Origin of the sequence: Mycobacterium kyogaense (assembly GCF_003254575.1) — a bacterium.
Taxonomy (GTDB): Bacteria; Actinomycetota; Actinomycetes; order Mycobacteriales; family Mycobacteriaceae; genus Mycobacterium; species Mycobacterium kyogaense.
On sequence record NZ_QJUA01000041.1, the window covers coordinates 18,174 to 38,795 of the forward strand.

The window sequence follows — 20,622 nt, forward strand, 5'->3', positions numbered from 1 at the left end:
CTCGAGCGGACACGCCGTGAAAGTGCTCGAGTTCGCGTCTGTCCCCTACTTCGTGGGGGCCCCACGCGGAAGAAAGTCCTACTCTCCGTCGCGAACTTTCGCCATCTTCAGCACGTCCAGGCGCTTGTCCAGTTCCTCTTCGGAGAGCTTGTCGCCGATCAAGCCGCGATCGATGACGGTCTGCCGAATCGTCTTGCGCTCCTTGAGCGCTTCCTTGGCGACCTTGGCCGCCTCCTCGTAGCCGATCGCCGAATTCAGCGGCGTCACGATCGACGGCGACGATTCGGCCAGCTCGCGCAGGTGCTCGTCGTTGGCCACCAGCCCGTCGATGCAGCGCTCCGCGAACAGCTTCGACACGTTCGACAGCAGCGTGAACGACTCCAGCACGTTGCGCGCCATCATCGGGATGTAGACGTTGAGCTCGAAAGCACCCGAGAGCCCGCCGACGGTGACGGCGGCGTCGTTGCCGATCACCTGTGCGGCCACCTGCGTGACTGCCTCGGGGAGGACGGGGTTGACCTTGCCCGGCATGATCGAGCTGCCCGGCTGCAGATCGGGCAGCTGCAGTTCGCCGAGCCCGGTCAGCGGTCCCGAGCCCATCCAGCGGATGTCGTTGGCGATCTTGGTCAGCGACACCGCGATGGTCTTCAGCGCACCCGAGGCCTCCACCAGGCCGTCGCGCGCCGCCTGCGCTTCGAAACTGTCGACCGCCGTACGCAATTCGGCGATGCCGGTCTGGTCGACGAGCACGTCGACCACCTTCGCGCCGAACCCGTCGGGGGCGTTGAGGCCGGTCCCGACCGCGGTGCCGCCGATCGCCAGCTCGCCGAGGCGGGGCAGTGTCGCCTTGACTCGCTCGATGCCGGCCTGGATCTGCCGGGCGTACCCGCCGAACTCCTGGCCCAGCGTCACCGGCACGGCGTCCATCAGGTGGGTGCGGCCCGACTTGACCGTGGTCCGCCATTGCCGAGCCTTGCTCTCCAGCGACTCGTGCAGCACCTCGAGCGCCGGAATCAGATGGCGCACAGCGGCTTCGGTGGCCGCGATGTGCGTCGCGGTGGGGAAGGTGTCGTTGGAGCTCTGCGACATGTTGACGTCGTCGTTCGGATGCACGGTGACACCGGCCGCGGCTGCGATCGAGGCGATGACCTCGTTGGTGTTCATGTTCGAGCTCGTGCCCGACCCGGTCTGGAACACGTCGATCGGGAACTGGTCGTCGTGTGCTCCGTCAGCGATCTCGGCAGCAGCGGCGATGATCGCGTCGGCCTTCTCCGGTGCCAGCAGGCCCAGGTCCTTGTTCACCTGTGCGCAGGCACCTTTGAGCAGCCCGAGGGCACGGATCTGGGTGCGCTCCAACGGCCGGAACGAAATCGGGAAGTTCTCCACCGCACGCTGGGTCTGAGCCCGCCACAGCGCGTTCTTGGGCACCTTGACCTCGCCCATGGTGTCGTGCTCGATGCGGTATTCGACCTCGTTGTCGCTCATTCGCTTCCTGTTCGTCTCGGGTGGGGATGGTCAGGGCAGGGGATATGCGGCGGTCTTGTCGCCGGTGAAATCGACCGCGGAGTATTCGTTGAGCTTGGCGAGGCGGTGGTACGCCTCGATCATCCGCACGGTGCCGGACTTGGAGCGCATGACGATCGACTGCGTCGTGCAGCCACCGCCGGAGTAGCGGACGCCCCGCAGCAGGTCGCCGTCGGTGACGCCGGTGGCGGAGAAGAACACGTTCTCCCCGGAGACCAGATCCTCGGTGTGCAACACGCGGTCCAGGTCGTGGCCGGCGTCGATGGCCTTCTGCCTCTCGGCGTCGTCGGTGGGTGCCAGCACGGCCTGAATGGCGCCACCCATGCACCGGATCGCGGCGGCGGTGATGATGCCCTCGGGGGTGCCGCCGATACCGGCCAGCAGATCGGTGCCGGAGTTCGGGCGGCAGGCGGAGATCGCGCCGGCGACGTCGCCGTCGGAGATCAGCCGGATGCGAGCGCCTGCCTGTCGGACGTCCTCGATCAGCTGGGCGTGCCGCGGCCGGTCGAGCACGCACACGGTGAGGTCGGCGACGCTGGAGTTCTTGACCTTCGCGACGCGGCGGATGTTCTCGCCGATGGGGGCGGTGATGTCGATGACGTCGACAGCATCGGGTCCCACCGCGATCTTGTTCATGTAGAACACGGCTGACGGATCGAACATCGCCCCGCGCTCGGCCACGGCGAGCACGGAGATGGCGTTGGGCATGCCCTTGCTCATCAGCGTGGTGCCGTCGACGGGGTCGACGGCGAAGTCGCATTCAGGCCCGTCGCCGTTGCCCACTTCTTCGCCGTTGTAGAGCATCGGGGCGTTGTCCTTCTCGCCCTCCCCGATGACGACCACACCGCGCATCGACACCGAGTTGACCAACTCGCGCATCGCGTCGACCGCGGCGCCGTCGCCGCCCTCTTTGTCTCCGCGCCCCACCCAGCGGCCCGCCGCCATCGCGCCCGCCTCGGTGACTCGCACCAGTTCCAGGGCCAGGTTGCGGTCGGGGGCTTCCCGCCTCGATTCCGTCATGGGCGAGATTGTCCCATTAGCGGGCCACCGATCGGGAGCTGGGATACTGGCAGTCATGACCACGCCGCCCGACCCCGGTCAGCCCGCAGGCAGTGAAGGCGCCGAGCGCCCCGCAAGCGGGTACGCGGTACCCGTCGCCAAGCCCGCCAAGGCCCGTCTCCTGCAGGACGGCCGCGACATGTTCTGGTCGATCGGTCCGCTGATCATCGCCTGCGTGGTGCTGGCAGGCGTGCTCGGCAGATGCTCGTTCGCGCCGACGGGCCCCGGTGAGGGCCCGCCTCCCACCTACGACGCCCGTGCCTCGCTGCAGGCCGACGCGGATGCGTTGAAGATCCCGATCCGGGTTCCGCAGCTGCCCCGCGACTGGCGGGCCAATTCGGGGAGCCGTAAGGGCATCGAGGGGGGCCGCACCGATCCGCAGACCGGTCGGCAGGAGCGTGCGGTGGCCTCGACCATCGGCTACCTAGCACCCAGCGGCATGTACCTGAGCCTGACGCAGAGCAACGCCGACGAGGACAAGTTGATCGCCTCGTTGGGGCCAGATCTGGTGCCGACGGGCACCGAGGACGTCGACGGCATCCGATGGGTCGTCTATCAGGGTGGCGAGCAGGACGGCCGGGCCGCCGAGCCGGTGTGGACCGCCCAGCTGCGCGGTCCGTCGGGACCTGCCCAACTCGCGCTGCGAGGGGCTGCAGGTACCGACGAGTACCGTACGCTGGCTGCTGCGACGCAGTCCCAGCAGCCGCTGACTGTCAACTGATCGACTCACCTGACTCAACGATGGAGACGTGATGACTTTTCCTGTTGCAGACCTGTCGGGGTGGGTCTCCGAGCCCTTCACCGCTGCCGGCTATACCCACGGCGTCTACCGCAAAGGCGAGGGGCCCGGCGTCGTGCTGATCCCCGAGATGCCCGGCCTGCACCCCGGTGTGCTCGCTCTCGGTAATCACCTGGTGGACAACGGGTTCACCGTGGCCGCACCATCGCTGTTCGGCACCCCCGGCGCGCCGGCGCTGCGCCCCGGCGCGGTCCCCGTGCTGCTGAAAGGGTGCGTGGCCAAGGAGTTCGCGGCGCTGACGACGAACGCCGACCGGCCGGTCGCGCACTATCTGCGGGCGCTGGCCCGCGACCTCAACGAGAAGACACCCGGGAAGGGCGTGGGCGTGATCGGGCAGTGCTTCACCGGTGGCTTCGCGCTCGCGGCCGCCGTCGACGACAGCGTCCTCGCCCCGGTGATGAGCCAGCCGTCGGTGCCGCTTGCGTTGACGCTCAGGCACAAACGCGATCCCGGCGTGTCCGAAGCCGAGATGGCGACGATCGAACAGCGCGCCCGGACCGAGGGCCTGTGCGTGATGGGCCTGCGGTTCAGCGAGGACGCGATGGCACCGGGGGAGCGGTTCGCCACGCTGAAGAACCGCCTCGGCGACGCCTTCGAATGCATCGAGATCAACTCCAAGAAGGGCAACCCCGACGGCTTCGGTCGGATGGCGCACTCGGTGCTCACCGATCAGGTGCGCGAGGTCGACGGGCACCCGGCCTACGAGGCACGCAAACGCGTGGTGGAGTTCCTCAAGACCCGCCTGACCTGAGCGCCCGGACCGGCAGCAACCGCTGCCACCACGGCGGCTTCTTCTCGTCGTCGGTTGGATCGCTGGTGAGCGAATCCAGCGGCGCGCCTTTGTCGACGGCGAGGTAGACGCTGATCGTCGTCACGATCACGATCATCAGCACCGGCCCCAGCACGATCCCCCAGAAGCCGAACATCCTCAGCCCGGCGAACACCGCCAGCAGCATCAGCGCAGGGTGCAGATGAGCGCTCTTCGGCACGAGAAACGGGCGCAGCAGGTTGTCGATGCTGGTGGTCACCAGGACGTGGAACACCACGATGAACACGCCGCCGGCGACGTTGCCGAAGACCGCCAGGCCGACACCGAGCGGGATCGTGACGATGCCGCTGCCCAGCGGGATGAACGACAGTGCGGTCAGGAAGATCAGGAACATGAAGAACCCGTCGTGCAGCCCGGCCACGTAGATGGAGACTGCGCCGGCGACTCCCTGGCACACCGCGATGATGAACTGGCCCTTGACCGTCGCGGACACCATCGCGCCGATCTTGGCCAGGTAGATGTCGGACACCTCCCGTCCGAGCGGGTTGAGGTCGCGGAACAGGTCGGCCACCGCGCCGCCGTTGGTGAGCATGGCGAGGAACACGTACAGGAAGATCACGAGTGCCGTGACCGTCGCGGCGATGCTGCCCACCGAGTCGCGCGCGAAGTCGAGCGCGACCTGACCTGCGCCCTGGCCGACCCTGGTGGCCGCCTCCCGCACCGACTCCTGGGTCAGCGTGACGTTCACGAACGGCAGCCGGGCGAGCACCTCGTTCGCAGAATCGAGCAGCCGCTGCGCCAGCGCGGTGAAATCGGTCTGCTCGGCCCAGTGCCCGATGCTGGTCACCATCTGACGAATCTGCAGCACGGCCAGCACGATCACGCCGGACAGGGGGATCACCACGGTGGCGACGGCAGCCAGCAGCGTCGCCGTCGCAGACAGGCCGGTGTTCATCCGCGCCCGTAGCCGGTGGTACAGCGGGCTGAACAGGTAGGCCAGCACTGCGGCCACCGCGATGAGCAGGAGGTACGTGCGCAGGAAATACGCGCCGAACCCGAGTGCGGCCACCGTGGCGACGGCCAGCGCGCGCTTCTGCGTGAGCGTGAAGCCTGCCGTACCGGTGACGTTCACGGTGCCTGGTCCATCAGCCGCATCACATGACCGAGCAGGTCCGGGTAGCGCAACAGATGCGCTCCGCCGTTGATGTCGAGCACCTCCCCAGTCAACCAGGAGGATCGCGAATCGCACAGATAGACAACGGCATTGGCGACGTCCTCGGGGGTGCCTGCCCGGCCGAGGGCGGTGTTGTCGAGGTAGTCCTCGACCACGCCGGGCACTGCGGCCGCGGGTTCGGTCAGTGGCGTGTGCACGAATCCCGGCGCCACCGCGTTGACGCGAATGCCGCGCGGGCCCATCTCGAGCGCGGCCACCTGGGTCAACATCGACAGACCCGCCTTGGCGGCGCAGTACGCGCTCATGCCCGCTGCGGCCTGGCGGCCGTTGAGAGAGCTGATCTGCACCAGCGAGCCGCCCGCGCGCAGGTGCCGACCAGCGTGCTTGGTCACGATGAACGCACCGACCAGGCACACGTCGATCACGGCGCGGAAATCCTCGGCCGGCATCTCGGTGATCAGCCCGAGCGTGCTGAAGCCCGCACAGTTGACTGCGATGTCGAGGGCTCCGACGTCGTCGAAAAGGCGCTCCACAGACGGTTCGTCGGAGACGTCGACCCATGCCGCGGAGTGCGGTGCGCCCAGCGCGGAGGCGCGTTCGGTGGCCGCGTCCCGGTCGCGGTCGGCCACGACGACACAGCACCCGTCGGCGGCCAACGCCTGCGCCGTCGCCCAGCCGATGCCGGAAGCTCCACCGACGATCACAGCGACCCGCTCGGTCATGGTGAACTCTCCTTCGGGGCAGGACAGGAAGCGGGTTACAACGTCACACCTGGCCAATCAAAAGGCAATAGCGCTGACGGATTCCCGGCTGGCAGACTCGACATCGTGACCGAATTGCAGAGATCCGAGTCGATTTCGGTGGCGGTGCCGCCCGATCAGCTCTACGCCCTGGTGTCCGATGTGACGAACATGGGTCAGTGGAGCCCGATCTGCAAGGCCTGCTGGTGGGATGAGGGTGACGGCCCGCGCGTCGGGGCGTGGTTCACCGGCCGCAACGTGCTCCCCGAGCGGACCTGGGAGACGCGCAGCAAGGTGGTGGCTGCCGACCCGGGCCGCGAGTTCGCCTGGGAAGTCAACAACGGCTGGGTGCGGTGGGGATACTCCTTCGAGCCCGACGGCGACGGCAGCCGGCTCACCGAACACTGGGAGTTCCTGCCCGCGGGGCTCGAAGGCTTCCGTGAGCGTTTCGGGGACGCCGCGGACGAGGAGATCGCCAAGCGCAGCGAGGCGGCCCGCACCGGCATCCCGGCCACGCTGGCGGCGATCAAGGAGTCGGCCGAGAGCGCCGCCTGATCCTGGGGCCGGTTACCAGTGCGATGCGCGGCAGCCGGCCGCGATGTTGTGGCAGTGTTTGCCTTCCTTGCACCTGCTGCATGAGCAGCGGCATTCGTGGTCGGAACGTCTGGTCATGGTGCTCCTTCTCGTCGGATACAGCGAAAACCGATGTGGCTCATACCCGTATCGACCTGCTGAGGTCTGCGTGCGGCGGGCCGATAGCGTTTGCAGTAACTGTCGGCACACAGAAACGAGCCACCCTTGACGACCTTGCGTGGCACGGGGGTGCCAGGCTGGCGCGGGTCGTAGGTGTCGCCAGCGCAGCAGGGTTGGTTGTCGCGGCTGTCGCCGTACCAGTCGAGCGTCCACTCCCACACGTTGCCGGCCATGTCATGGAGCCCGTAGCCGTTCGGGGGATAGCTGCCCACCTGCGTGGTCTGGCCGTACCCGGTGTCGGGCAGATACGGGAATTCTCCGTGCCAGTAGTTGGCCAGCCGTTGGCGTGGCCCCTCCGGTTTGTCGCCCCAGGTGTATGGCGTGTGCGCGAGGCCGCCGCGGGCGGCGACCTCCCACTCGGCTTCTGTCGGAAGCTGTAGCCCCGCCCACTGTGCATACGCGTCGGCGTCGTCGTAGGCGATGTGGACGACGGGGTGGTCTTCGCGGCCGCGCAGCGTCGAGCGTGCGCCGCGGGGATGATCCCAGCACGCGCCGGGGGTCCACCGCCACCACAGGTTCAGGTGACGCAGGTCGACCGGACCGCTGGTGCGCTGGAAGACCAGCGATCCCGGCACCAGGTTCGCCGGCGGCGCACCGGGGAAGTCCGCGGGGTCGAGCGGTCGTTCGGCGACGGTGACATAGCCTGTCGCAGCGATGAAGTCGGCGAATTGCGCATTGGTGACCGGATGTCGCTGGATGTCGAACTCGTGCACGGAGACGGTATGGGTCGGCGCCTCTTCCGGATAATGGTCGTCGGACCCGACGACGGTGGTCTGCGCGGGGATCCGGACCAGGTCGTCACTCATCGAAGACGCACGCCCAGTCGTTCTTCATGCTCACCGTCGTCCAGCCGAACCGATCGGCGTGATCGAGCAGACGTTCGGCGCCTGCGGTGTAGGCGAATTCGCGGTCGGGATCGTCGTGAAGGACAACGAGGCGCAATGACGGCCCACCAGGCAGACCCGAGTACATGAGCATCTCGTCGTCGCCGTTCGAGTTACCCGCGGACAGGATGGGCCGCCGGCCGATACGGCTCCAGATGCGAACGGGTTTCTCGGGGCCGTCATCGAACACATCCAACGTCGGCTGGATCAGCAGGTTGCCGTGTCCGTCCTGACCCGAGAAGTTCAGGCCTTGTGCGCTCCCGACGACTCGCTCCGGGGGTATGCCATAGATGGTTCCAGTGATGGGGCGCATGAAGTCCCGGGCACCGCCCGAGACGATGTAGCAGGTGAAGTCGTGCGCCTCGAGGTAGCGCAGCAGGTCGACCATCGGTGTGTACACACAGTCGCGGTACGGCCGGCTCAGCGTCGGGTGCGTCGCCTCGGCGAAGAAGGCGGTCACCAACGCGGCGTGAGCTTCCACAGTCATCAATTCGTGTAACGACATCACCGCAGCAGCAAGGGTTTTCAGCGCTGTGTCATCCCCCTGGTAGTGGCTGGTGATCGCATGCCCGAACCATGCGAGATCGGCCGTGCTCGCTGCGAGATACGGCTGCTGGCTGGCCAACGACGGATTCGCGCGGGCTTTCTCGGCGAGGCGGCGGACGAGGAAGTCCAGCTGGATGTAGGCCGGCTTCTCACACCACAGCGTGCCGTCGTTGTCGAAGACGGCGACGCGCTCGGCCGGTGCCACCTCCTGCACGACGCGCTCCACGAAAGCGAGAATCTCGGACTTCGTGGACCCGTCGTTCCAGGATTCGAGCATCTAGTCCTTCGCCAGGAATTCGTGCAGCTTCTCGACCGCCTGGTCCACACTGAAACTCGCCGGCGCGTGGCGGGGCCGGAACTCGGTGAAGGTCTCGAGGAACTTCGTTGCCATGGCCGTCGCGTAGAACACGAAGAAGTCGTGGCGCAGCAACCACTCGTAGTACGTGTTCGAGGTGATGTCGGCGTACTCGAACGGGTCGGTCCGCAGGTTGAACAGCTTGGGCACCCGCAACGGTGTGAACGGCTCCGCCCAGATGCGCAGCGTGCCCTGGCAGCGCTGCTCCATGAACACGATCTTCCAATTCTCGAAGCGCATCGCGACCAGGTCGCCGTCGTCGGAGAAATAGAAGAAACCCCGCCGCGGGCTCTCTTCGACCTCCCCGGTCAGGTAGGGCAGCAGGTTGTAACCGTCGATGTGGACCTTGAACTCTTTGTCTCCGACGGTGTGGCCGGCCTTCAGCTTCTCGCTGATGCCAGGGTCGCCGGCGGCGGCCAGCAGGGTGGGAAGCCAATCGTGGTGCTGGATGATCTCGTTGGAGACCGCGCCGGCGGCGATCTTGCCTGGCCACCGAATCATTTCCGGAACCCGGAACGCCCCTTCCCAGTTGGTGTCCTTCTCGCTGCGAAACGGTGTGGTGCCCGCGTCCGGCCACGTGTTGCGGTGGGGACCGTTGTCGGTCGAGTACACGACGATCGTGTCCTCGGCGATGCCGAGCTCGTCGAGAACGTCGAGCACCGTACCGACGTTGCGGTCGTGATCGATCATCGTGTCGTGGTACTCGGACTGCCACAGGCCGGCTTGGCCGCGGCTCTCGGGCTTGGTGTGGGTGTAGAGATGCATGTGGGTGAAGTTGCACCAGACGAAGAACGGATTCCCCGCATCGTGCTGGCGGCGGATGTAGTCGACAGAGGCCGCGGCGATGTCGTCGTCGATGGTCTCCATGCGCTTGGCGGTCAGCGGTCCGGTGTCCTCGATGGTTTGTTTGCCCACCGGACCGTACCTGGGATCGTCGGGTTCGCTGGAAACGTCCTCTGTCGCCGCGCATTTGAGGACCCCACGCGGTTTGGCCAGCCGATAGAGCCGCGGATAGCGGTCTTCGTGCGGATAGTCGAAGTTCTCCGGTTCCTCTTCGGCGTTGAGGTGATAGAGATTGCCGAAGAATTCGTCGAAGCCGTGCACGGTCGGCAGATATTTGTTGAGGTCGCCGAAATGGTTCTTGCCGAACTGGCCGGTGGCATAACCCAGCGGCTTGAGCAGTTCCGCGATCGTCGGATCTTCGGCCGCCCAGCCGATGTCGGCGCCGGGGATGCCGACCTTGCTCATGCCGGTGCGGTACACGCTTTGCCCACTGATGAAGGCTGCTCGCCCCGCGGTGCAGCTTTGCTCACCGTAGGAATCGGTGAATCGCATGCCCTCGTTGGCTATTCGATCGATGTTCGGGGTGCGGTACCCCATGATGCCGTCGCTGTAGCAGCTCAGGTTGGTGATCCCGATGTCGTCGCCCCAGATGACGAGAATGTTCGGTTTTCCGTCCGGCATGGTGCCCCCCTCGCAGTCCCGCACCTTGGGGCCAGCGTAGGACGGCGACCGCGCCAAGTCAGCCGTTTGGGCGGAAACTCAGCCTTCGGGAGGCGCCGGTGCGGCGGCGTGCACCAGCGGCTCACCGGAGGCGGCCTTCATCCGTTCGAACAACTCGACGTAGTAGGGCAGGCACTGCTCGATCGCCTGCTCGGTGGTGAACAGCGGCTGGTAACCGAGATCGCGCGCCGCCTTGGCGATCGAGAAGTAGTTGTCGAGGTAAAGCCGTTCCACGGCAAGGGGTTCCAGTAGCGGCTTGGGCGCCCCGAAGCGGAAGTGCAGGAACTGCCACAGCGTCATCGCCAGCCACACCAGCCGGCCGGGTACCCGCAGCCGTGGATACGGTTGACCGCAGGCCTCCACGACCGGGCGGGAGAACTCGAACATGTTGATCGGCTCGCCGTCGTTGATGAAGTACGCCTGACCGGGGGCGGTGCCGCCGGGCACCAGGTGCTCGGCCGCCAGGATGAAGCCGTGCACCAGGTTGGCGACGTAGGAGTTGTCCAGCTTGACGTTCTTGCTCCCGACCAACACCTTGACGTGGCCGGCGAGCACGCTCTCGAAGACACGGCGGAACATGGTCTGGTCACCCCGGCCCCAGATGCCGCTCGGCCGGATCGAGCACGTGAGCATCCCGTGCTCCCCGTTGGCGGCCAGCACGAACTTCTCGGCCGCCACCTTGGTCTCGGTGTAGAGGTCGTTGAAGCGTTCGGTGTAGGGCAGGGTCTCGTCGCCGCCGGAGATGCGCTGTCCGCCCATCACGACGCTGTTGGACGCTGTGTAGACGAACCGCTTGGTGCCGGCGTGCTGCGCGGCGCGCACCAGGTTCTGTGTGCCGGTGACGTTGACCGCGAAGCTGCGCTGCCGGAATTCCTCGCTCACCGACCCGCCACCGGTCAGATCGATGATCGCTGCGGTGTGGAACACGGTGTCGATGCCCTCGACCGCGCGGGCGACGTCAGCGGTGCTGGTGATGTCGCCTTCGAGGACCTCCAGCTGCGGGTGGGCGGCCAGGGGTGAGGCCACCCGGTCGAAGCTGCGCACGTGCAGTCCGCGGTCGAGGAGTTCGGTCACGAGGTTGGCTCCCACGAAGCCGGAGCCGCCGGTGACGAGGACCCGGCCGAGTTCGGTCGTCAGCGATGCATCACCCATGGGGGCAGACTAACTGAAACGTGTTCCAATTTTCCAGCATAAGCCGGGCGGCAGGCCCGCGATCAGTCGTCGGAATCGTCGCCGGCGGCCAAGGCGTCGGCCACCCTCTTACGGGCACCAGCTAAGTGCTCTTCGCAACATTTTGCCAGTGCTTCGCCGCGTTCCCACAGTTTCAGCGACGCATCGAGATCGAGGCCGCCGTGCTCGAGTTGCTGCACGACCTCGATGAGTTCGTCGCGAGCCTCTTCGTAGCCGAGCTTGCTAATGGGCTTCATCATCACCGCTCCTCCGCCTGGCCCTCGCTGATCGCCGTCACCGCGCCGTCGGACACCCGCACGCGCAGGCGCACCCCCGCCGGCGCATCGACCACCGACTGCAGCACCTGCGGCTCACCGCCGGCCGGCACCACCTGGACGACGGCATAACCCCGCGCGAGCGTCGCTGCGGGTCCCAGTGTGCTCAACCGCGCCGACAGGTGACCGATCCGATCGGATTCCACGTCGAGCAGCCGGGCGATGTCGCGGCGTCCTGCCCGTCGCGCCCGGTGGATCTCGTCGGCCCGGGCAGCGATCGCCTCCAGCGGGCGGGCCAGCACCGGCCGGCTGCGCAGCTGGGTCAGCGTGTGCTGCTCCCGGTTGACCCAGTTCCTCAGCGCCCGTCCGCTGCGCCTGCGCAGGTCGGCCACCAGCGCCAACTCGGCCGTCGTATCAGGCACGATGCGCTTGGCCGCGTCCGTGGGCGTCGCGGCCCGAAGATCGGCCACCAGATCGCAGAGCGGATTGTCGGGCTCGTGACCGATGGCGCTCACCACCGGCGTCGTGCATTTCGCGATCTCACGGCACAGCGTCTCGTCAGAGAACGGCAGCAGGTCCTCGACGCTGCCACCCCCGCGGGCCAGCACGATGACGTCGACCTCGGGGTGTGCGTCGAGCGCGCGCAGCGCCTCCACGATCTGGGGTACGGCGTTGGGACCCTGCACCACCGTGTTGCGCACGTCGAAGCGCACCGCGGGCCAGCGCGCCGAAGCGACGGCCATGATGTCGTGCTCGGCCGCCGACGCCCTTCCGGTGATCAAACCGATCGTGCCCGGCAGGAACGGGATCGGCCGTTTCAGCCGGGCGTCGAACAGGCCCTCGGCCTCGAGCAGGCGGCGCAGGCGATCGATGCGGGCCAGCAGCTCGCCGATGCCGACGGCTCGGATCTCGCTGACGCGCAGCGAGAACGTGCCGCGGCCGGTGTAGAAATTCGGTTTGCCGTAGACGATCACCTGCGTGCCGTCGGTCATCTTCACCGGCGCGTTGGTGACCAGGTCCCGGGGGCACGTCAGCGACAGCGACATGTCCGCGGCGGGATCCCGCAACGTGATGAACGCGGTGTTCGAGTTGGGCCGCAGTGTCAACTGCGCGATCTGTCCCTCGACCCAGACCGCGCCCAGCTTGTCGATCCACCCGGCGACGCGGATCGCGACGCCGCGAACGGGAAAGGGGTTCTCCGGCGACTGCCCCGGACTGGTCACTTCGCCGACGCGCGCGTGATCCTGTTGGCCAGCAGGGTCTGGAACGGGGCGCGTGCCTTCGTCGTCTCCTCATAGGAGAGCAGCGCCTCCAGATCGGAGATCCGCAGCGATGTCAGACGCGCGCGCAGCTGGGCCAGCGTCAGGTTCTGGTAATCGATCTCGGTGACGATCTCCGGCGCATCGGTTGACGACGTCGATGAGGCCGACGAGGCGGGTGTCGAGGTGGTGTTCGGCGTCTCGGGCTCCTCGCTGAACAGCGCGAAGCGGCCCTCGGTGAGCCGTTCCCCGTCGCGCACCGGCAACGTCACGACATCGGCGCCGGACTGCTCGGCGGCGCCCAGGTCCTCGTCGAACGTCGCCCATTCCGGCTGCTCGTCCTTGGGCGGAAACATCGTGTCGAGCGTCTCGTCGCCCTTGATGACCAGGACCGCGACGTCCTGCTGCACCTTCATGACCATCTGGGCGATCTGACTCACGACGGTCATCGGGTACATCAGGATCGTCTGCGGGAGCTTGCGGGTTTCCTCGATCGCGGTCACCGCTGCACCCACCAGCAGACGGACCCCGTACGGTGCAGTTGCCATGGCGACAGCCTACGGCTGGGCGAGGCAGGGGACCGATCAGTACCCTGGACTCATGCCGCCGACTGTCAACATGGGGATTCCAGGCGCCAGCCGATCCGCGCTGGGTACGGGTCTCGCGCACGACGCGGGTAAGCGGGTCCTGCTGGCCGAGCCGCGCGGCTACTGCGCCGGCGTGGACCGCGCGGTGGAGACCGTCGAACGTGCTCTGGAGAAGCATGGCGCGCCGGTCTACGTCCGCCACGAGATCGTGCACAACCGCTACGTCGTCGACACGCTGGCCCAGGCCGGCGCGGTGTTCGTCGAACAGACCGACGAGGTGCCCGAGGGGGCCATCGTCGTGTTCTCCGCGCACGGCGTCGCGCCCACGGTGCACGAAGAAGCCAAGGCCCGGAAGCTGCAGACCATCGACGCCACGTGCCCGCTGGTCACCAAGGTGCACAACGAGGCCAAGCGGTTCGCCCGCGACGACTACGACATCTTGCTCGTCGGCCACGAAGGCCACGAGGAAGTCGTCGGCACCGCGGGGGAGGCGCCCGACCACGTCCAGGTGGTCGACAATCCCGACGCCGTCGACAACGTCACGGTCCGCGACCCCGACAAGGTGGTCTGGCTGTCCCAGACGACGCTGTCGGTCGACGAGACCATGGAGACCGTGCGACGGCTGCGGGAGAAGTTCCCGACGCTGCAGGACCCGCCCAGTGACGACATCTGCTACGCCACCCAGAACCGTCAGGTGGCGGTCAAGGCGATGGCGCCGGAATGCCAGCTGGTCATCGTCGTGGGCTCCCGCAATTCGTCGAACTCGGTGCGGCTGGTCGAGGTGGCATTGGGTGCCGGCGCCTCGGCGGCGCACCTCGTCGACTACGCCGACGACATCGACCCCGCCTGGCTGGCCGATGTGACGACGGTCGGGGTGACCTCGGGCGCCTCGGTGCCCGAGATCCTCGTCCGCGGTGTCCTCGACCGGTTGGCCGAACACGGTTTCGGGACCGTGCAGCCGGTGACCACCGCCAACGAGACACTCGTGTTCGCTCTGCCGCGGGAGATCCGGCCGGCACGCACCTAGCGGGTACCTTCGGCCCCTGTGGGTGTGCTGAAGCGATCGTCGGCTGTCCTGCTCGTTCTCCTGCTCGTCGTGGCGGGCTGCAGTAACGCCGAAGACCGATTGCGGGACACCGTCTCCGCGTTCGCCGACGCCCTCAGCCGCGGCGATGCGGCCGCGGCGGCCGCGCTGACGACCGACCAGGCCGCGGCGGGCAAGACGCTGGACGCATTGTTCGCGAGCCTGGGTAAAGACGTCCATGTCGGTGTCACCTCGACAGCAGAGGACAACGGCGCGGGCACCTTCGGGCTCGACACGACGTGGAAGTTCGGGCCGCAGAAGCAGATCGAGTGGAGCTACAGCGCCGACGGCCGGGCCGTGAGCGCCGGCGACGACTGGAAGATCCAGTGGGATGCCACGACGGTCGCGCCGGGTCTGGACAAAGGGCCGCTGTCGTTCAGCACCCTCGTCCCGCAACCCGCCGCTCGCGTCCTCGACCGCACCGGCGCCGAACTGCTCACCCAGCACGTCGTCACGCTTGTCGACCTCGCGCCCGGCGCGGACGTCAATGCCGTTGCGGCACTGCTCAATCCGATCGCACCCACGATCACCCAGGAGTCGCTGGCCGGTGAGTTGGCCGGCGGCAAGCCCGTCACCGCGGTCACGTTGCGCGACGAGGACCTGGCACCCATCGAGGCTGCGCTGACGGCGCTGCCGAACGTCACGCTGCGGCCGCAGACCCGGCTGCTCGCGACCGACCGTGCGCTGACCTCACCCACATTGTCCGGGCTGTCGGACCTGTGGCAGCAGCGCACGGACGCCGCGGACGGCTGGGCCGTGACCGCCCAGACCGCGGCGGGCGCGCAGCGCGTCGGCGGGCAGGACGCCAAACCTGTCGGTGACATCGCCGCCACGCTGGACATCGGGATGCAGCGTGCCGCCGAGGGCGCGCTGGCGCCGCTGCCGACACCGGCCGCTCTGGTGGCGATCCAGCCGTCGACGGGCAATCTGCTCGCGGTCGCACAGAACGCTCCCGCCGATGCGCAGGGGCCACTGGCGCTGACCGGTCTCTATCCGCCGGGGTCCACCTTCAAGACCGTCACCGTGTCGGCCGCACTGCAGGCCGGCCAGGTGAGCGCGGACACCGTCCTCGGCTGCCCCGGCACCGAGAACATCGAGGGCAGGCAGATCCCCAACGACGACGAATTCGACCTCGGGGAGGTGCCGCTGCACACGGCGTTCGCGAAATCCTGCAACACCACGATGGGGCGGCTCGCAGTCAACCTGCCGCCCGACGGACTGACGAAGGCCGCGGCTCAGCTGGGCCTGGGCGTCGATTTCACCGCGCCGGGGATGACCACCGTGACGGGGTCGGTGCCGGTCGCCGACACGTCGGCACTGCGCGTCGAGGAGGGCATCGGGCAGGGCAAGGTCACCGCGTCGCCGTTCGGGATGGCGCTGGTCGCCGCGACGCTGGCCCACGGATCGGTACCCATGCCGGCGATCGTCGCCGGGCAGCCGGCCACCGCGGACCGCACCCCGGCGCCCCTGCCCGCCGGGGTCGACGAGCAGATCAAGGCGATGATGGCCGAGACCGTGTCCGGGGGCACTGCCACCCAACTGCAGGACATCCCCGGCATGCTCGGCAAGACGGGGACCGCCGAGTACGTGGGACCCGACGGGGTGCAGCGCGCGCACGGCTGGTTCGTCGGCATCCACGACGACCTGGCGCTGGCGGTGTTCGTCGGTGACGCCGACAGTTCCACGCCGGCGGTGGATGCCGCCGGCCGGTTCCTGCGGAGCTAGATGTCGTATTCCCAGCGGTCGGCGTCGACGTCGCGCGAGGGCCGCCGGCGCGGCCGGTAGTCCTGGTCGTCCGCGTCATCGCCGCCGCGGTACCGCACCCGTGAAATCGGGTGGTGGGTGCTGCTCTCGCGCGGCTCGTACTCGTCGTAACGGGGTCGGCGCGCGGGGCGTTCGTAGCCGCTTAGGCGCTCGCTGGGCGGGATGCGGGACTCTCGCGTCGACGACGACTCCCGCGCCGACGCACGTTGCCCCGATGGCCGGGGGCGGCGCCTCGGCTCGGACGCAGGTGCGTCGTCCGGGCGGGGTCGGCGGCGGCGCGGCCGATCGAGATCGACGACCGGTTCGATGATCTCGGTGGGATCCGGCGGCCGGGCATGCCGCGACCGTGAGGGTGCGGCGCGCTTGGTGGGCCGTTCGGTACGCGACCGCGCGGTGGCCTTGTCGCCAGGGCCCGCGGCCTCGGCGCGACGGCCCGCGGTGTGGCGCCGGCGCGGCGGCTTGGTCTTCTTCTCGGCCGGGTCGGCCGGGTCGGCCTTGCCGCCGCCGGTGACGAAGCTCGACAGCTTCGCCGACACCGGGCTGCTGTGGCCCGCCGGAGAGGCGCCGAGGTAGCGGCGCGCGATGCCGACGACGAGCACGGCCGCAGAGGTGAAGAACATCAGGGGGAAGCGCTCGATCAGCGGATACCCACAGTTGATCAGCAGGTCCTTGATGCCTTTGACCTCACTGCTGTGCATCAGGAAGTACGCGCCGGGCACCGTGACGAACAGCAGCAGCGGTGGCTGGATGACGGCGGTGAACAACCCGCTGCGCCGAACGGCGAGGACCGCGGTGAGACAGCCCATGACGTAGAGCACAGAGAACACGGATGTCAACGCGCCTCCGCCGCCGCTGGCGTCGATGGCGAAGCCCGCCGTGCTGGCGGCGACGGCGATCAGAATGGCGCCCCACCAGGGCACTCCCGCGATACCGGGGTGCGCGGAGCGGAGTTCGGCTGGCACCGCCGAGCGCGCACGCTGTCCTGACACACGTCGACCGTACCGGCTGAGGTGGCCGCATGCCGCCAGCGGACGCCTGTGTGGCGATGGCGGCTGGCCGACATCTGGCAGACTGTGGACTCCGTGGGCCTGAATCTGGGAATCGTCGGACTGCCGAACGTGGGCAAGTCGACCTTGTTCAACGCGCTGACACGCAACGACGTGTTGGCCGCCAACTACCCGTTCGCGACGATCGAACCGAACGAGGGTGTGGTGGCGCTCCCGGATCCGCGGCTGGACAAGCTGGCCGAGATGTTCGGCTCGGAGAAGACCGTGCCGGCGCCGGTGACGTTCGTCGACATCGCGGGCATCGTCAAGGGCGCGTCCGAGGGTGCCGGCCTGGGCAACAAGTTCCTGGCCAACATCCGGGAAAGCGATGCGATCTGCCAGGTGGTGCGCGTCTTCGCCGACGACGACGTCGTGCACGTCGACGGCCGGGTCGATCCGAAGTCCGACATCGAGATCATCGAGACCGAGTTGATCCTGGCTGACATGCAGACGCTGGAGCGTGCGCTGCCGCGGCTGGAGAAGGAAGCGCGCACCCACAAGGATCGCCGGCCGGTGCAGGAGGCGGCGCTCGCCGCGCAGGAGGTGCTCAACGGCGGCACGACCCTGTTCGCGGCAGGTGTTGACGTGACGCTGCTGCGCGAGCTGAATCTGATGACCTCGAAACCGTTCCTGTACGTGTTCAACGCCGACGAGTCGGTGCTCACCGATGCCGCGCGGGTCGCCGAGTTGCGCGAGATGGTGGCGCCGGCGGACGCGGTGTTCCTGGACGCCAAGATCGAGGCCGAACTGCAGGAGCTCGACGAGGAGTCCGCAGCCGAGCTGCTGGAATCGATCGGTCAGACCGAGCGCGGCCTGGATGCGTTGGCGCGGGCCGGTTTTCACACGTTGAAGCTGCAGACGTATCTGACCGCGGGCCCGAAAGAGGCGCGCGCGTGGACGATTCACCAGGGCGACACCGCGCCGAAGGCGGCCGGGGTGATCCACTCGGACTTCGAGAAGGGCTTCATCAAGGCCGAGATCGTGTCGTTCGACGATCTGGTGGCCGCGGGCTCGATGGCCGCGGCGAAGGCCGCAGGCAAGGTCCGCATGGAAGGCAAGGACTACGTGATGGCAGACGGCGACGTGGTGGAGTTCCGCTTCAACGTGTAGTCGCCGCCGCTCGCTGATTCCGCAGCGCACCAGGCCGCGCTAGGTTTGGTCGATGATCGGTGACGAAGATGCCGACGTCGGGGATGACTCCGATCGGTGCAGCGCTGCGATGGACGAGCGCGAACGCAGCCTCACACGGCGCGAAACCGAACAGTCGCGGCGCGAACGGGTTTCTGACGAACGCGACCGGATCGCCGATGAACGTGACACGATCGCCGACGACCGCCAGCAAGTTGCGGATGAGCGCGAGCGGATCGCGGACGAGCGCGAAGGTGCCAACGAGCAGCGTGAGCGCGATCGCTTGCAACGCATCACGGACCGGGAAATCCGTTCCTTAGCAGGGGAGAGACGGGACCAGGCCGAAATAAGGCGCGAAGTAGCCGAGACGCGGCGGTCGATGAACGAAGGCCCGCCCCAGCGGTGCTGACAACTCGAGGAGTGGCGGAGTTCCGCTTGAGCGGCTGGCCGTCGAGCGTGGGGGCTGTGCACGCTTGGGCGCCTGATTGCGTACACAGGGCCACGGTGGGCGCCCGCGGGATGTCGGTGCCCCGGTCTAGCGTCGGCCGGCATGAAGCTCGTATCCGTCCGCCTCATCACCGCCGACGTGCCGCGGCTCGTGTCGTTCTACGAGATGGTCGCCAAGGCCTCAGCGGTGTGGGGTAACGAACTGTTCGCCGAGATCCCGACATCGGTCGGCACGCTCGCGATCGGCAGTGACAAGACCGTTCCGCTTTTCGGCGCCGGGTCCGCAATCCCCGCGGCCAACCGTAGCGCGATCATCGAGTTCCTGGTCGCCGACGTCGACGCCGAATTCGCCCGTCTGCGAGAACAATTGGACGATGTCGTCACCGAGCCGACCACCATGCCGTGGGGCAATCGCGCGCTACTGTTCCGGGATCCGGACGGCAACCTGGTGAATCTGTTCACACCGGTGTCCGAGCAGGCGCGCGCCAAGTTCGGCGTCTGAGAACGCATCAGCGCGGTGTCAGCCTCATGATCGGAATCTGACGACCGGTGTCCGCGGTCTTCTCCCGGTAGTCGTCGTAGCCCGCGTACACCTGCTCGGCCAGCGCGAAGAGTCGGGCGTATTCGTCGGGGTCGGTGACCTCCGAGGCGGTGAACGGCTCGCCGCCGAACTCGCACTCGGGCTGTGCGGTCAGATTGAAGTACCACGACGGATGCCGCCGCTTCCCGTAGTTCGAGGCGACGAGGATGACGTCGGAGCCGTCGTGGAAGTACGTCAACTGTGTCTGGCGCCGCTGCCCGGATTTCGCGCCGGTCGAGACCAGCGGGGCGTTGATGATCGGCCCCATGTTGACCCGGCCGCCGGTGAGCCGGAACAGATACGGGTCGGTGCGCCGCGCGACGTGGCGTGCGAAGAACTGACCGACCGGCGAGCGGCCGAAGCGCACCCCACGCTGATAGGAGCGGCCCCGCCTGCGGTGCGGGTCGACGTAGCGAAGCGGCATATCCGGAAAGCTACCCGAGGGTGGGAAAACGATTCAGCCGCGACGCGACGTGAGGCGCTGCTGCGCGCTGCGCTGTAGTTGGCTGACGGCGACAAGGGCGAGAAGGCCGACCGCCTGACGGGCGAGCACGGGCCGACGGGTGCGCTGGCGCCAGCTCTTCGACTGTGACGCGGAACGGCGGCCCAGGTAGAAGCCGAACAGACCTGTGGCCGCCATCATCGAGAACACGACGATGGCGGCCACAGTGTCAGCTTTCCCGACCGCGGTCGCAGTCAGGTCACAGGCGGGCTACACCTGATACATCAGCCCACGTAGCCGATGAACAGCCCGTTCCACCAGATGCCCCAGGAGTTGGAACCGGGATTCCACACCAGCGGCTGGGGGTCCCGGATACCGAGGTCGATCCAGTTGGCGGGCCGCCACACCGGAGGCAGGCCCAGACGCACCGGGTCACCCCAGTGTCCGGGCGGGCCGGCCAGCGGGCCCGGGCCCTTGGCCACCAGTCCGGGCGGCCCGAACGGGTTGTGGCCGGGCGGGTCGCCCGGCAGCCAGATGTCGTCGTGGCCGTGACCCGGTTTCGCCTGCGCAACACCTGCGCCGGTGCCGAATGCGGCTGAACTGAGTGCTATCGCCGCCACAGCGCCGGCGGCGATTCTCTTGATCTGCATGAAACCCTCCTCAGAGTCGCTGTAGACAACGCAACGACCCCCCGATCCGCTTTCTCAGCGTAGCCACAGAATTCGGCGAGTAAA

General features: G+C 67.7%; 23 protein-coding genes. 8 read left to right on the top strand and 15 right to left on the bottom strand.

Features of this window, described 5'->3' with window-relative positions:
* Nucleotides 1–78: 78 nt before the first annotated feature.
* Together DMB80_RS22605 and glpX are read right to left on the bottom strand one after the other, a co-directional pair.
* Nucleotides 79–1,485 carry a class II fumarate hydratase gene (locus DMB80_RS22605; protein ID WP_111511914.1) on the bottom strand — a complete coding sequence of 469 codons (1,407 nt, stop codon included), beginning with the start codon at nucleotides 1,483–1,485 and terminating at the stop codon, nucleotides 79–81.
* A gap of 30 nt (nucleotides 1,486–1,515) precedes the next feature.
* On the bottom strand, nucleotides 1,516–2,544 hold the full coding sequence (gene glpX, locus DMB80_RS22610; RefSeq protein ID WP_046362000.1) for a class II fructose-bisphosphatase: 1,029 nt from the start codon (nucleotides 2,542–2,544) through the stop codon (nucleotides 1,516–1,518).
* Between the two features lie 55 nt (nucleotides 2,545–2,599).
* On the opposite strand from glpX, the gene DMB80_RS22615 reads away from it, so the two are divergent.
* Nucleotides 2,600–3,304, top strand: coding sequence for a DUF4245 domain-containing protein (locus DMB80_RS22615; RefSeq protein WP_111511915.1), 705 nt, complete (start codon nucleotides 2,600–2,602; stop codon nucleotides 3,302–3,304).
* A 31-nt stretch (nucleotides 3,305–3,335) separates the two neighbouring features.
* Nucleotides 3,336–4,133 (top strand): dienelactone hydrolase family protein, encoded by a 798-nt coding sequence (locus DMB80_RS22620; protein WP_111511916.1) that lies wholly within the window; start codon nucleotides 3,336–3,338, stop codon nucleotides 4,131–4,133.
* Here the strand turns inward: DMB80_RS22620 and DMB80_RS22625 are convergent.
* Nucleotides 4,114–5,283, bottom strand: a complete 1,170-nt coding sequence (locus DMB80_RS22625; RefSeq protein ID WP_111511917.1) for an AI-2E family transporter — start codon at nucleotides 5,281–5,283, stop codon at nucleotides 4,114–4,116. The two genes, DMB80_RS22620 and DMB80_RS22625, sit on opposite strands and share 20 nt — an antisense overlap.
* Nucleotides 5,280–6,047 carry an SDR family NAD(P)-dependent oxidoreductase gene (locus DMB80_RS22630; protein ID WP_111511918.1) on the bottom strand — a complete coding sequence of 256 codons (768 nt, stop codon included), beginning with the start codon at nucleotides 6,045–6,047 and terminating at the stop codon, nucleotides 5,280–5,282. The genes DMB80_RS22625 and DMB80_RS22630 overlap by 4 nt, the downstream gene beginning before the upstream one ends.
* 105 nt (nucleotides 6,048–6,152) lie before the next feature.
* Between DMB80_RS22630 and DMB80_RS22635 the strand changes: the two genes are divergently transcribed.
* Nucleotides 6,153–6,620, top strand: coding sequence for an SRPBCC family protein (locus DMB80_RS22635; protein ID WP_046361995.1), 468 nt, complete (start codon nucleotides 6,153–6,155; stop codon nucleotides 6,618–6,620).
* Nucleotides 6,621–6,733: 113 nt separating this feature from the next.
* On the opposite strand, the gene DMB80_RS22640 is transcribed toward DMB80_RS22635, so the two are convergent.
* The 7 genes from DMB80_RS22640 to DMB80_RS22670 all read right to left on the bottom strand — a co-directional run bounded on the left by DMB80_RS22640 (nucleotide 6,734) and on the right by DMB80_RS22670 (nucleotide 13,358).
* Nucleotides 6,734–7,624 (bottom strand): formylglycine-generating enzyme family protein, encoded by an 891-nt coding sequence (locus DMB80_RS22640; RefSeq protein WP_111511919.1) that lies wholly within the window; start codon nucleotides 7,622–7,624, stop codon nucleotides 6,734–6,736.
* Nucleotides 7,617–8,525: an HAD family hydrolase gene (locus DMB80_RS22645; RefSeq protein WP_111511920.1), complete on the bottom strand. Its 909-nt coding sequence runs from the start codon at nucleotides 8,523–8,525 to the stop codon at nucleotides 7,617–7,619. The genes DMB80_RS22640 and DMB80_RS22645 overlap by 8 nt, the downstream gene beginning before the upstream one ends.
* Nucleotides 8,526–10,067 (bottom strand): arylsulfatase, encoded by a 1,542-nt coding sequence (locus DMB80_RS22650; RefSeq protein WP_111511921.1) that lies wholly within the window; start codon nucleotides 10,065–10,067, stop codon nucleotides 8,526–8,528.
* 78 nt (nucleotides 10,068–10,145) lie between these two features.
* On the bottom strand, nucleotides 10,146–11,258 hold the full coding sequence (locus DMB80_RS22655; RefSeq protein WP_111511922.1) for a 3-beta-hydroxysteroid dehydrogenase: 1,113 nt from the start codon (nucleotides 11,256–11,258) through the stop codon (nucleotides 10,146–10,148).
* A gap of 62 nt (nucleotides 11,259–11,320) precedes the next feature.
* Complete coding sequence (locus DMB80_RS22660) at nucleotides 11,321–11,533, bottom strand: exodeoxyribonuclease VII small subunit (RefSeq protein ID WP_111511941.1); 213 nt, start codon at nucleotides 11,531–11,533, stop codon at nucleotides 11,321–11,323.
* Nucleotides 11,534–11,535: 2 nt separating this feature from the next.
* Nucleotides 11,536–12,774: an exodeoxyribonuclease VII large subunit gene (xseA, locus tag DMB80_RS22665; RefSeq protein WP_111511923.1), complete on the bottom strand. Its 1,239-nt coding sequence runs from the start codon at nucleotides 12,772–12,774 to the stop codon at nucleotides 11,536–11,538.
* A complete protein-coding gene (locus tag DMB80_RS22670; protein WP_111511924.1) occupies nucleotides 12,771–13,358 on the bottom strand; it encodes a lipid droplet-associated protein in 588 nt (195 codons plus the stop codon). Before DMB80_RS22670 ends, xseA begins: the two co-directional genes overlap by 4 nt.
* A gap of 52 nt (nucleotides 13,359–13,410) precedes the next feature.
* Here DMB80_RS22670 and DMB80_RS22675 point away from each other — a divergent pair, with 52 nt between their 5' ends.
* Together DMB80_RS22675 and DMB80_RS22680 are read left to right on the top strand one after the other, a co-directional pair.
* Entirely contained in the window at nucleotides 13,411–14,424 is a 1,014-nt protein-coding gene (locus DMB80_RS22675; protein ID WP_111511925.1) for a 4-hydroxy-3-methylbut-2-enyl diphosphate reductase, read from the top strand.
* An 18-nt stretch (nucleotides 14,425–14,442) separates the two neighbouring features.
* The gene (locus tag DMB80_RS22680) at nucleotides 14,443–16,206 is read left to right on the top strand and encodes a penicillin-binding transpeptidase domain-containing protein (protein WP_111511926.1); all 1,764 of its coding nucleotides are present in this window, start codon (nucleotides 14,443–14,445) and stop codon (nucleotides 16,204–16,206) included.
* Here the strand turns inward: DMB80_RS22680 and DMB80_RS22685 are convergent.
* The gene (locus tag DMB80_RS22685; protein WP_111511927.1) at nucleotides 16,203–17,234 is read right to left on the bottom strand and encodes a DUF6542 domain-containing protein; all 1,032 of its coding nucleotides are present in this window, start codon (nucleotides 17,232–17,234) and stop codon (nucleotides 16,203–16,205) included. The two genes, DMB80_RS22680 and DMB80_RS22685, sit on opposite strands and share 4 nt — an antisense overlap.
* 93 nt (nucleotides 17,235–17,327) lie before the next feature.
* Here DMB80_RS22685 and ychF point away from each other — a divergent pair, with 93 nt between their 5' ends.
* The 3 genes from ychF (at nucleotide 17,328) to DMB80_RS22700 (ending at nucleotide 19,368) form a co-directional block, all read left to right on the top strand.
* Nucleotides 17,328–18,401 carry a redox-regulated ATPase YchF gene (gene ychF / locus DMB80_RS22690; protein ID WP_111511942.1) on the top strand — a complete coding sequence of 358 codons (1,074 nt, stop codon included), beginning with the start codon at nucleotides 17,328–17,330 and terminating at the stop codon, nucleotides 18,399–18,401.
* A 52-nt stretch (nucleotides 18,402–18,453) separates the two neighbouring features.
* On the top strand, nucleotides 18,454–18,828 hold the full coding sequence (locus DMB80_RS22695) for a hypothetical protein (protein ID WP_111511928.1): 375 nt from the start codon (nucleotides 18,454–18,456) through the stop codon (nucleotides 18,826–18,828).
* 141 nt (nucleotides 18,829–18,969) lie between these two features.
* Nucleotides 18,970–19,368, top strand: coding sequence for a VOC family protein (locus DMB80_RS22700; protein WP_111511929.1), 399 nt, complete (start codon nucleotides 18,970–18,972; stop codon nucleotides 19,366–19,368).
* 7 nt (nucleotides 19,369–19,375) lie between these two features.
* Here the strand turns inward: DMB80_RS22700 and DMB80_RS22705 are convergent, their stop codons facing one another.
* The 3 genes from DMB80_RS22705 to DMB80_RS22715 are packed head-to-tail and all read right to left on the bottom strand — an operon-like array spanning nucleotide 19,376 to nucleotide 20,538.
* Entirely contained in the window at nucleotides 19,376–19,870 is a 495-nt protein-coding gene (locus DMB80_RS22705) for a nitroreductase/quinone reductase family protein (RefSeq protein WP_111511930.1), read from the bottom strand.
* A 33-nt stretch (nucleotides 19,871–19,903) separates the two neighbouring features.
* A complete protein-coding gene (locus DMB80_RS22710; RefSeq protein WP_053079328.1) occupies nucleotides 19,904–20,113 on the bottom strand; it encodes a hypothetical protein in 210 nt (69 codons plus the stop codon).
* 59 nt (nucleotides 20,114–20,172) lie between these two features.
* The gene (locus DMB80_RS22715) at nucleotides 20,173–20,538 is read right to left on the bottom strand and encodes a hypothetical protein (RefSeq protein WP_111511931.1); all 366 of its coding nucleotides are present in this window, start codon (nucleotides 20,536–20,538) and stop codon (nucleotides 20,173–20,175) included.
* Nucleotides 20,539–20,622 lie beyond the last annotated feature (84 nt).

Bases quoted from the DNA above. Each gene is read 5' to 3' on its own strand.
- DMB80_RS22605 (WP_111511914.1), bottom strand. From the start codon at position 1,485: ATGAGCGACAACGAGGTCGAATACCGCATCGAGCACGACACCATGGGC.
- glpX (WP_046362000.1), bottom strand. From the start codon at position 2,544: ATGACGGAATCGAGGCGGGAAGCCCCCGACCGCAACCTGGCCCTGGAA.
- DMB80_RS22615 (WP_111511915.1), top strand. From the start codon at position 2,600: ATGACCACGCCGCCCGACCCCGGTCAGCCCGCAGGCAGTGAAGGCGCC.
- DMB80_RS22620 (WP_111511916.1), top strand. From the start codon at position 3,336: ATGACTTTTCCTGTTGCAGACCTGTCGGGGTGGGTCTCCGAGCCCTTC.
- DMB80_RS22630 (WP_111511918.1), bottom strand. From the start codon at position 6,047: ATGACCGAGCGGGTCGCTGTGATCGTCGGTGGAGCTTCCGGCATCGGC.
- DMB80_RS22640 (WP_111511919.1), bottom strand. From the start codon at position 7,624: ATGAGTGACGACCTGGTCCGGATCCCCGCGCAGACCACCGTCGTCGGG.
- DMB80_RS22645 (WP_111511920.1), bottom strand. From the start codon at position 8,525: ATGCTCGAATCCTGGAACGACGGGTCCACGAAGTCCGAGATTCTCGCT.
- DMB80_RS22650 (WP_111511921.1), bottom strand. From the start codon at position 10,067: ATGCCGGACGGAAAACCGAACATTCTCGTCATCTGGGGCGACGACATC.
- DMB80_RS22655 (WP_111511922.1), bottom strand. From the start codon at position 11,258: ATGGGTGATGCATCGCTGACGACCGAACTCGGCCGGGTCCTCGTCACC.
- DMB80_RS22660 (WP_111511941.1), bottom strand. From the start codon at position 11,533: ATGAAGCCCATTAGCAAGCTCGGCTACGAAGAGGCTCGCGACGAACTC.
- DMB80_RS22670 (WP_111511924.1), bottom strand. From the start codon at position 13,358: ATGGCAACTGCACCGTACGGGGTCCGTCTGCTGGTGGGTGCAGCGGTG.
- DMB80_RS22675 (WP_111511925.1), top strand. From the start codon at position 13,411: ATGCCGCCGACTGTCAACATGGGGATTCCAGGCGCCAGCCGATCCGCG.
- DMB80_RS22695 (WP_111511928.1), top strand. From the start codon at position 18,454: ATGATCGGTGACGAAGATGCCGACGTCGGGGATGACTCCGATCGGTGC.
- DMB80_RS22700 (WP_111511929.1), top strand. From the start codon at position 18,970: ATGAAGCTCGTATCCGTCCGCCTCATCACCGCCGACGTGCCGCGGCTC.
- DMB80_RS22705 (WP_111511930.1), bottom strand. From the start codon at position 19,870: ATGCCGCTTCGCTACGTCGACCCGCACCGCAGGCGGGGCCGCTCCTAT.
- DMB80_RS22715 (WP_111511931.1), bottom strand. From the start codon at position 20,538: ATGCAGATCAAGAGAATCGCCGCCGGCGCTGTGGCGGCGATAGCACTC.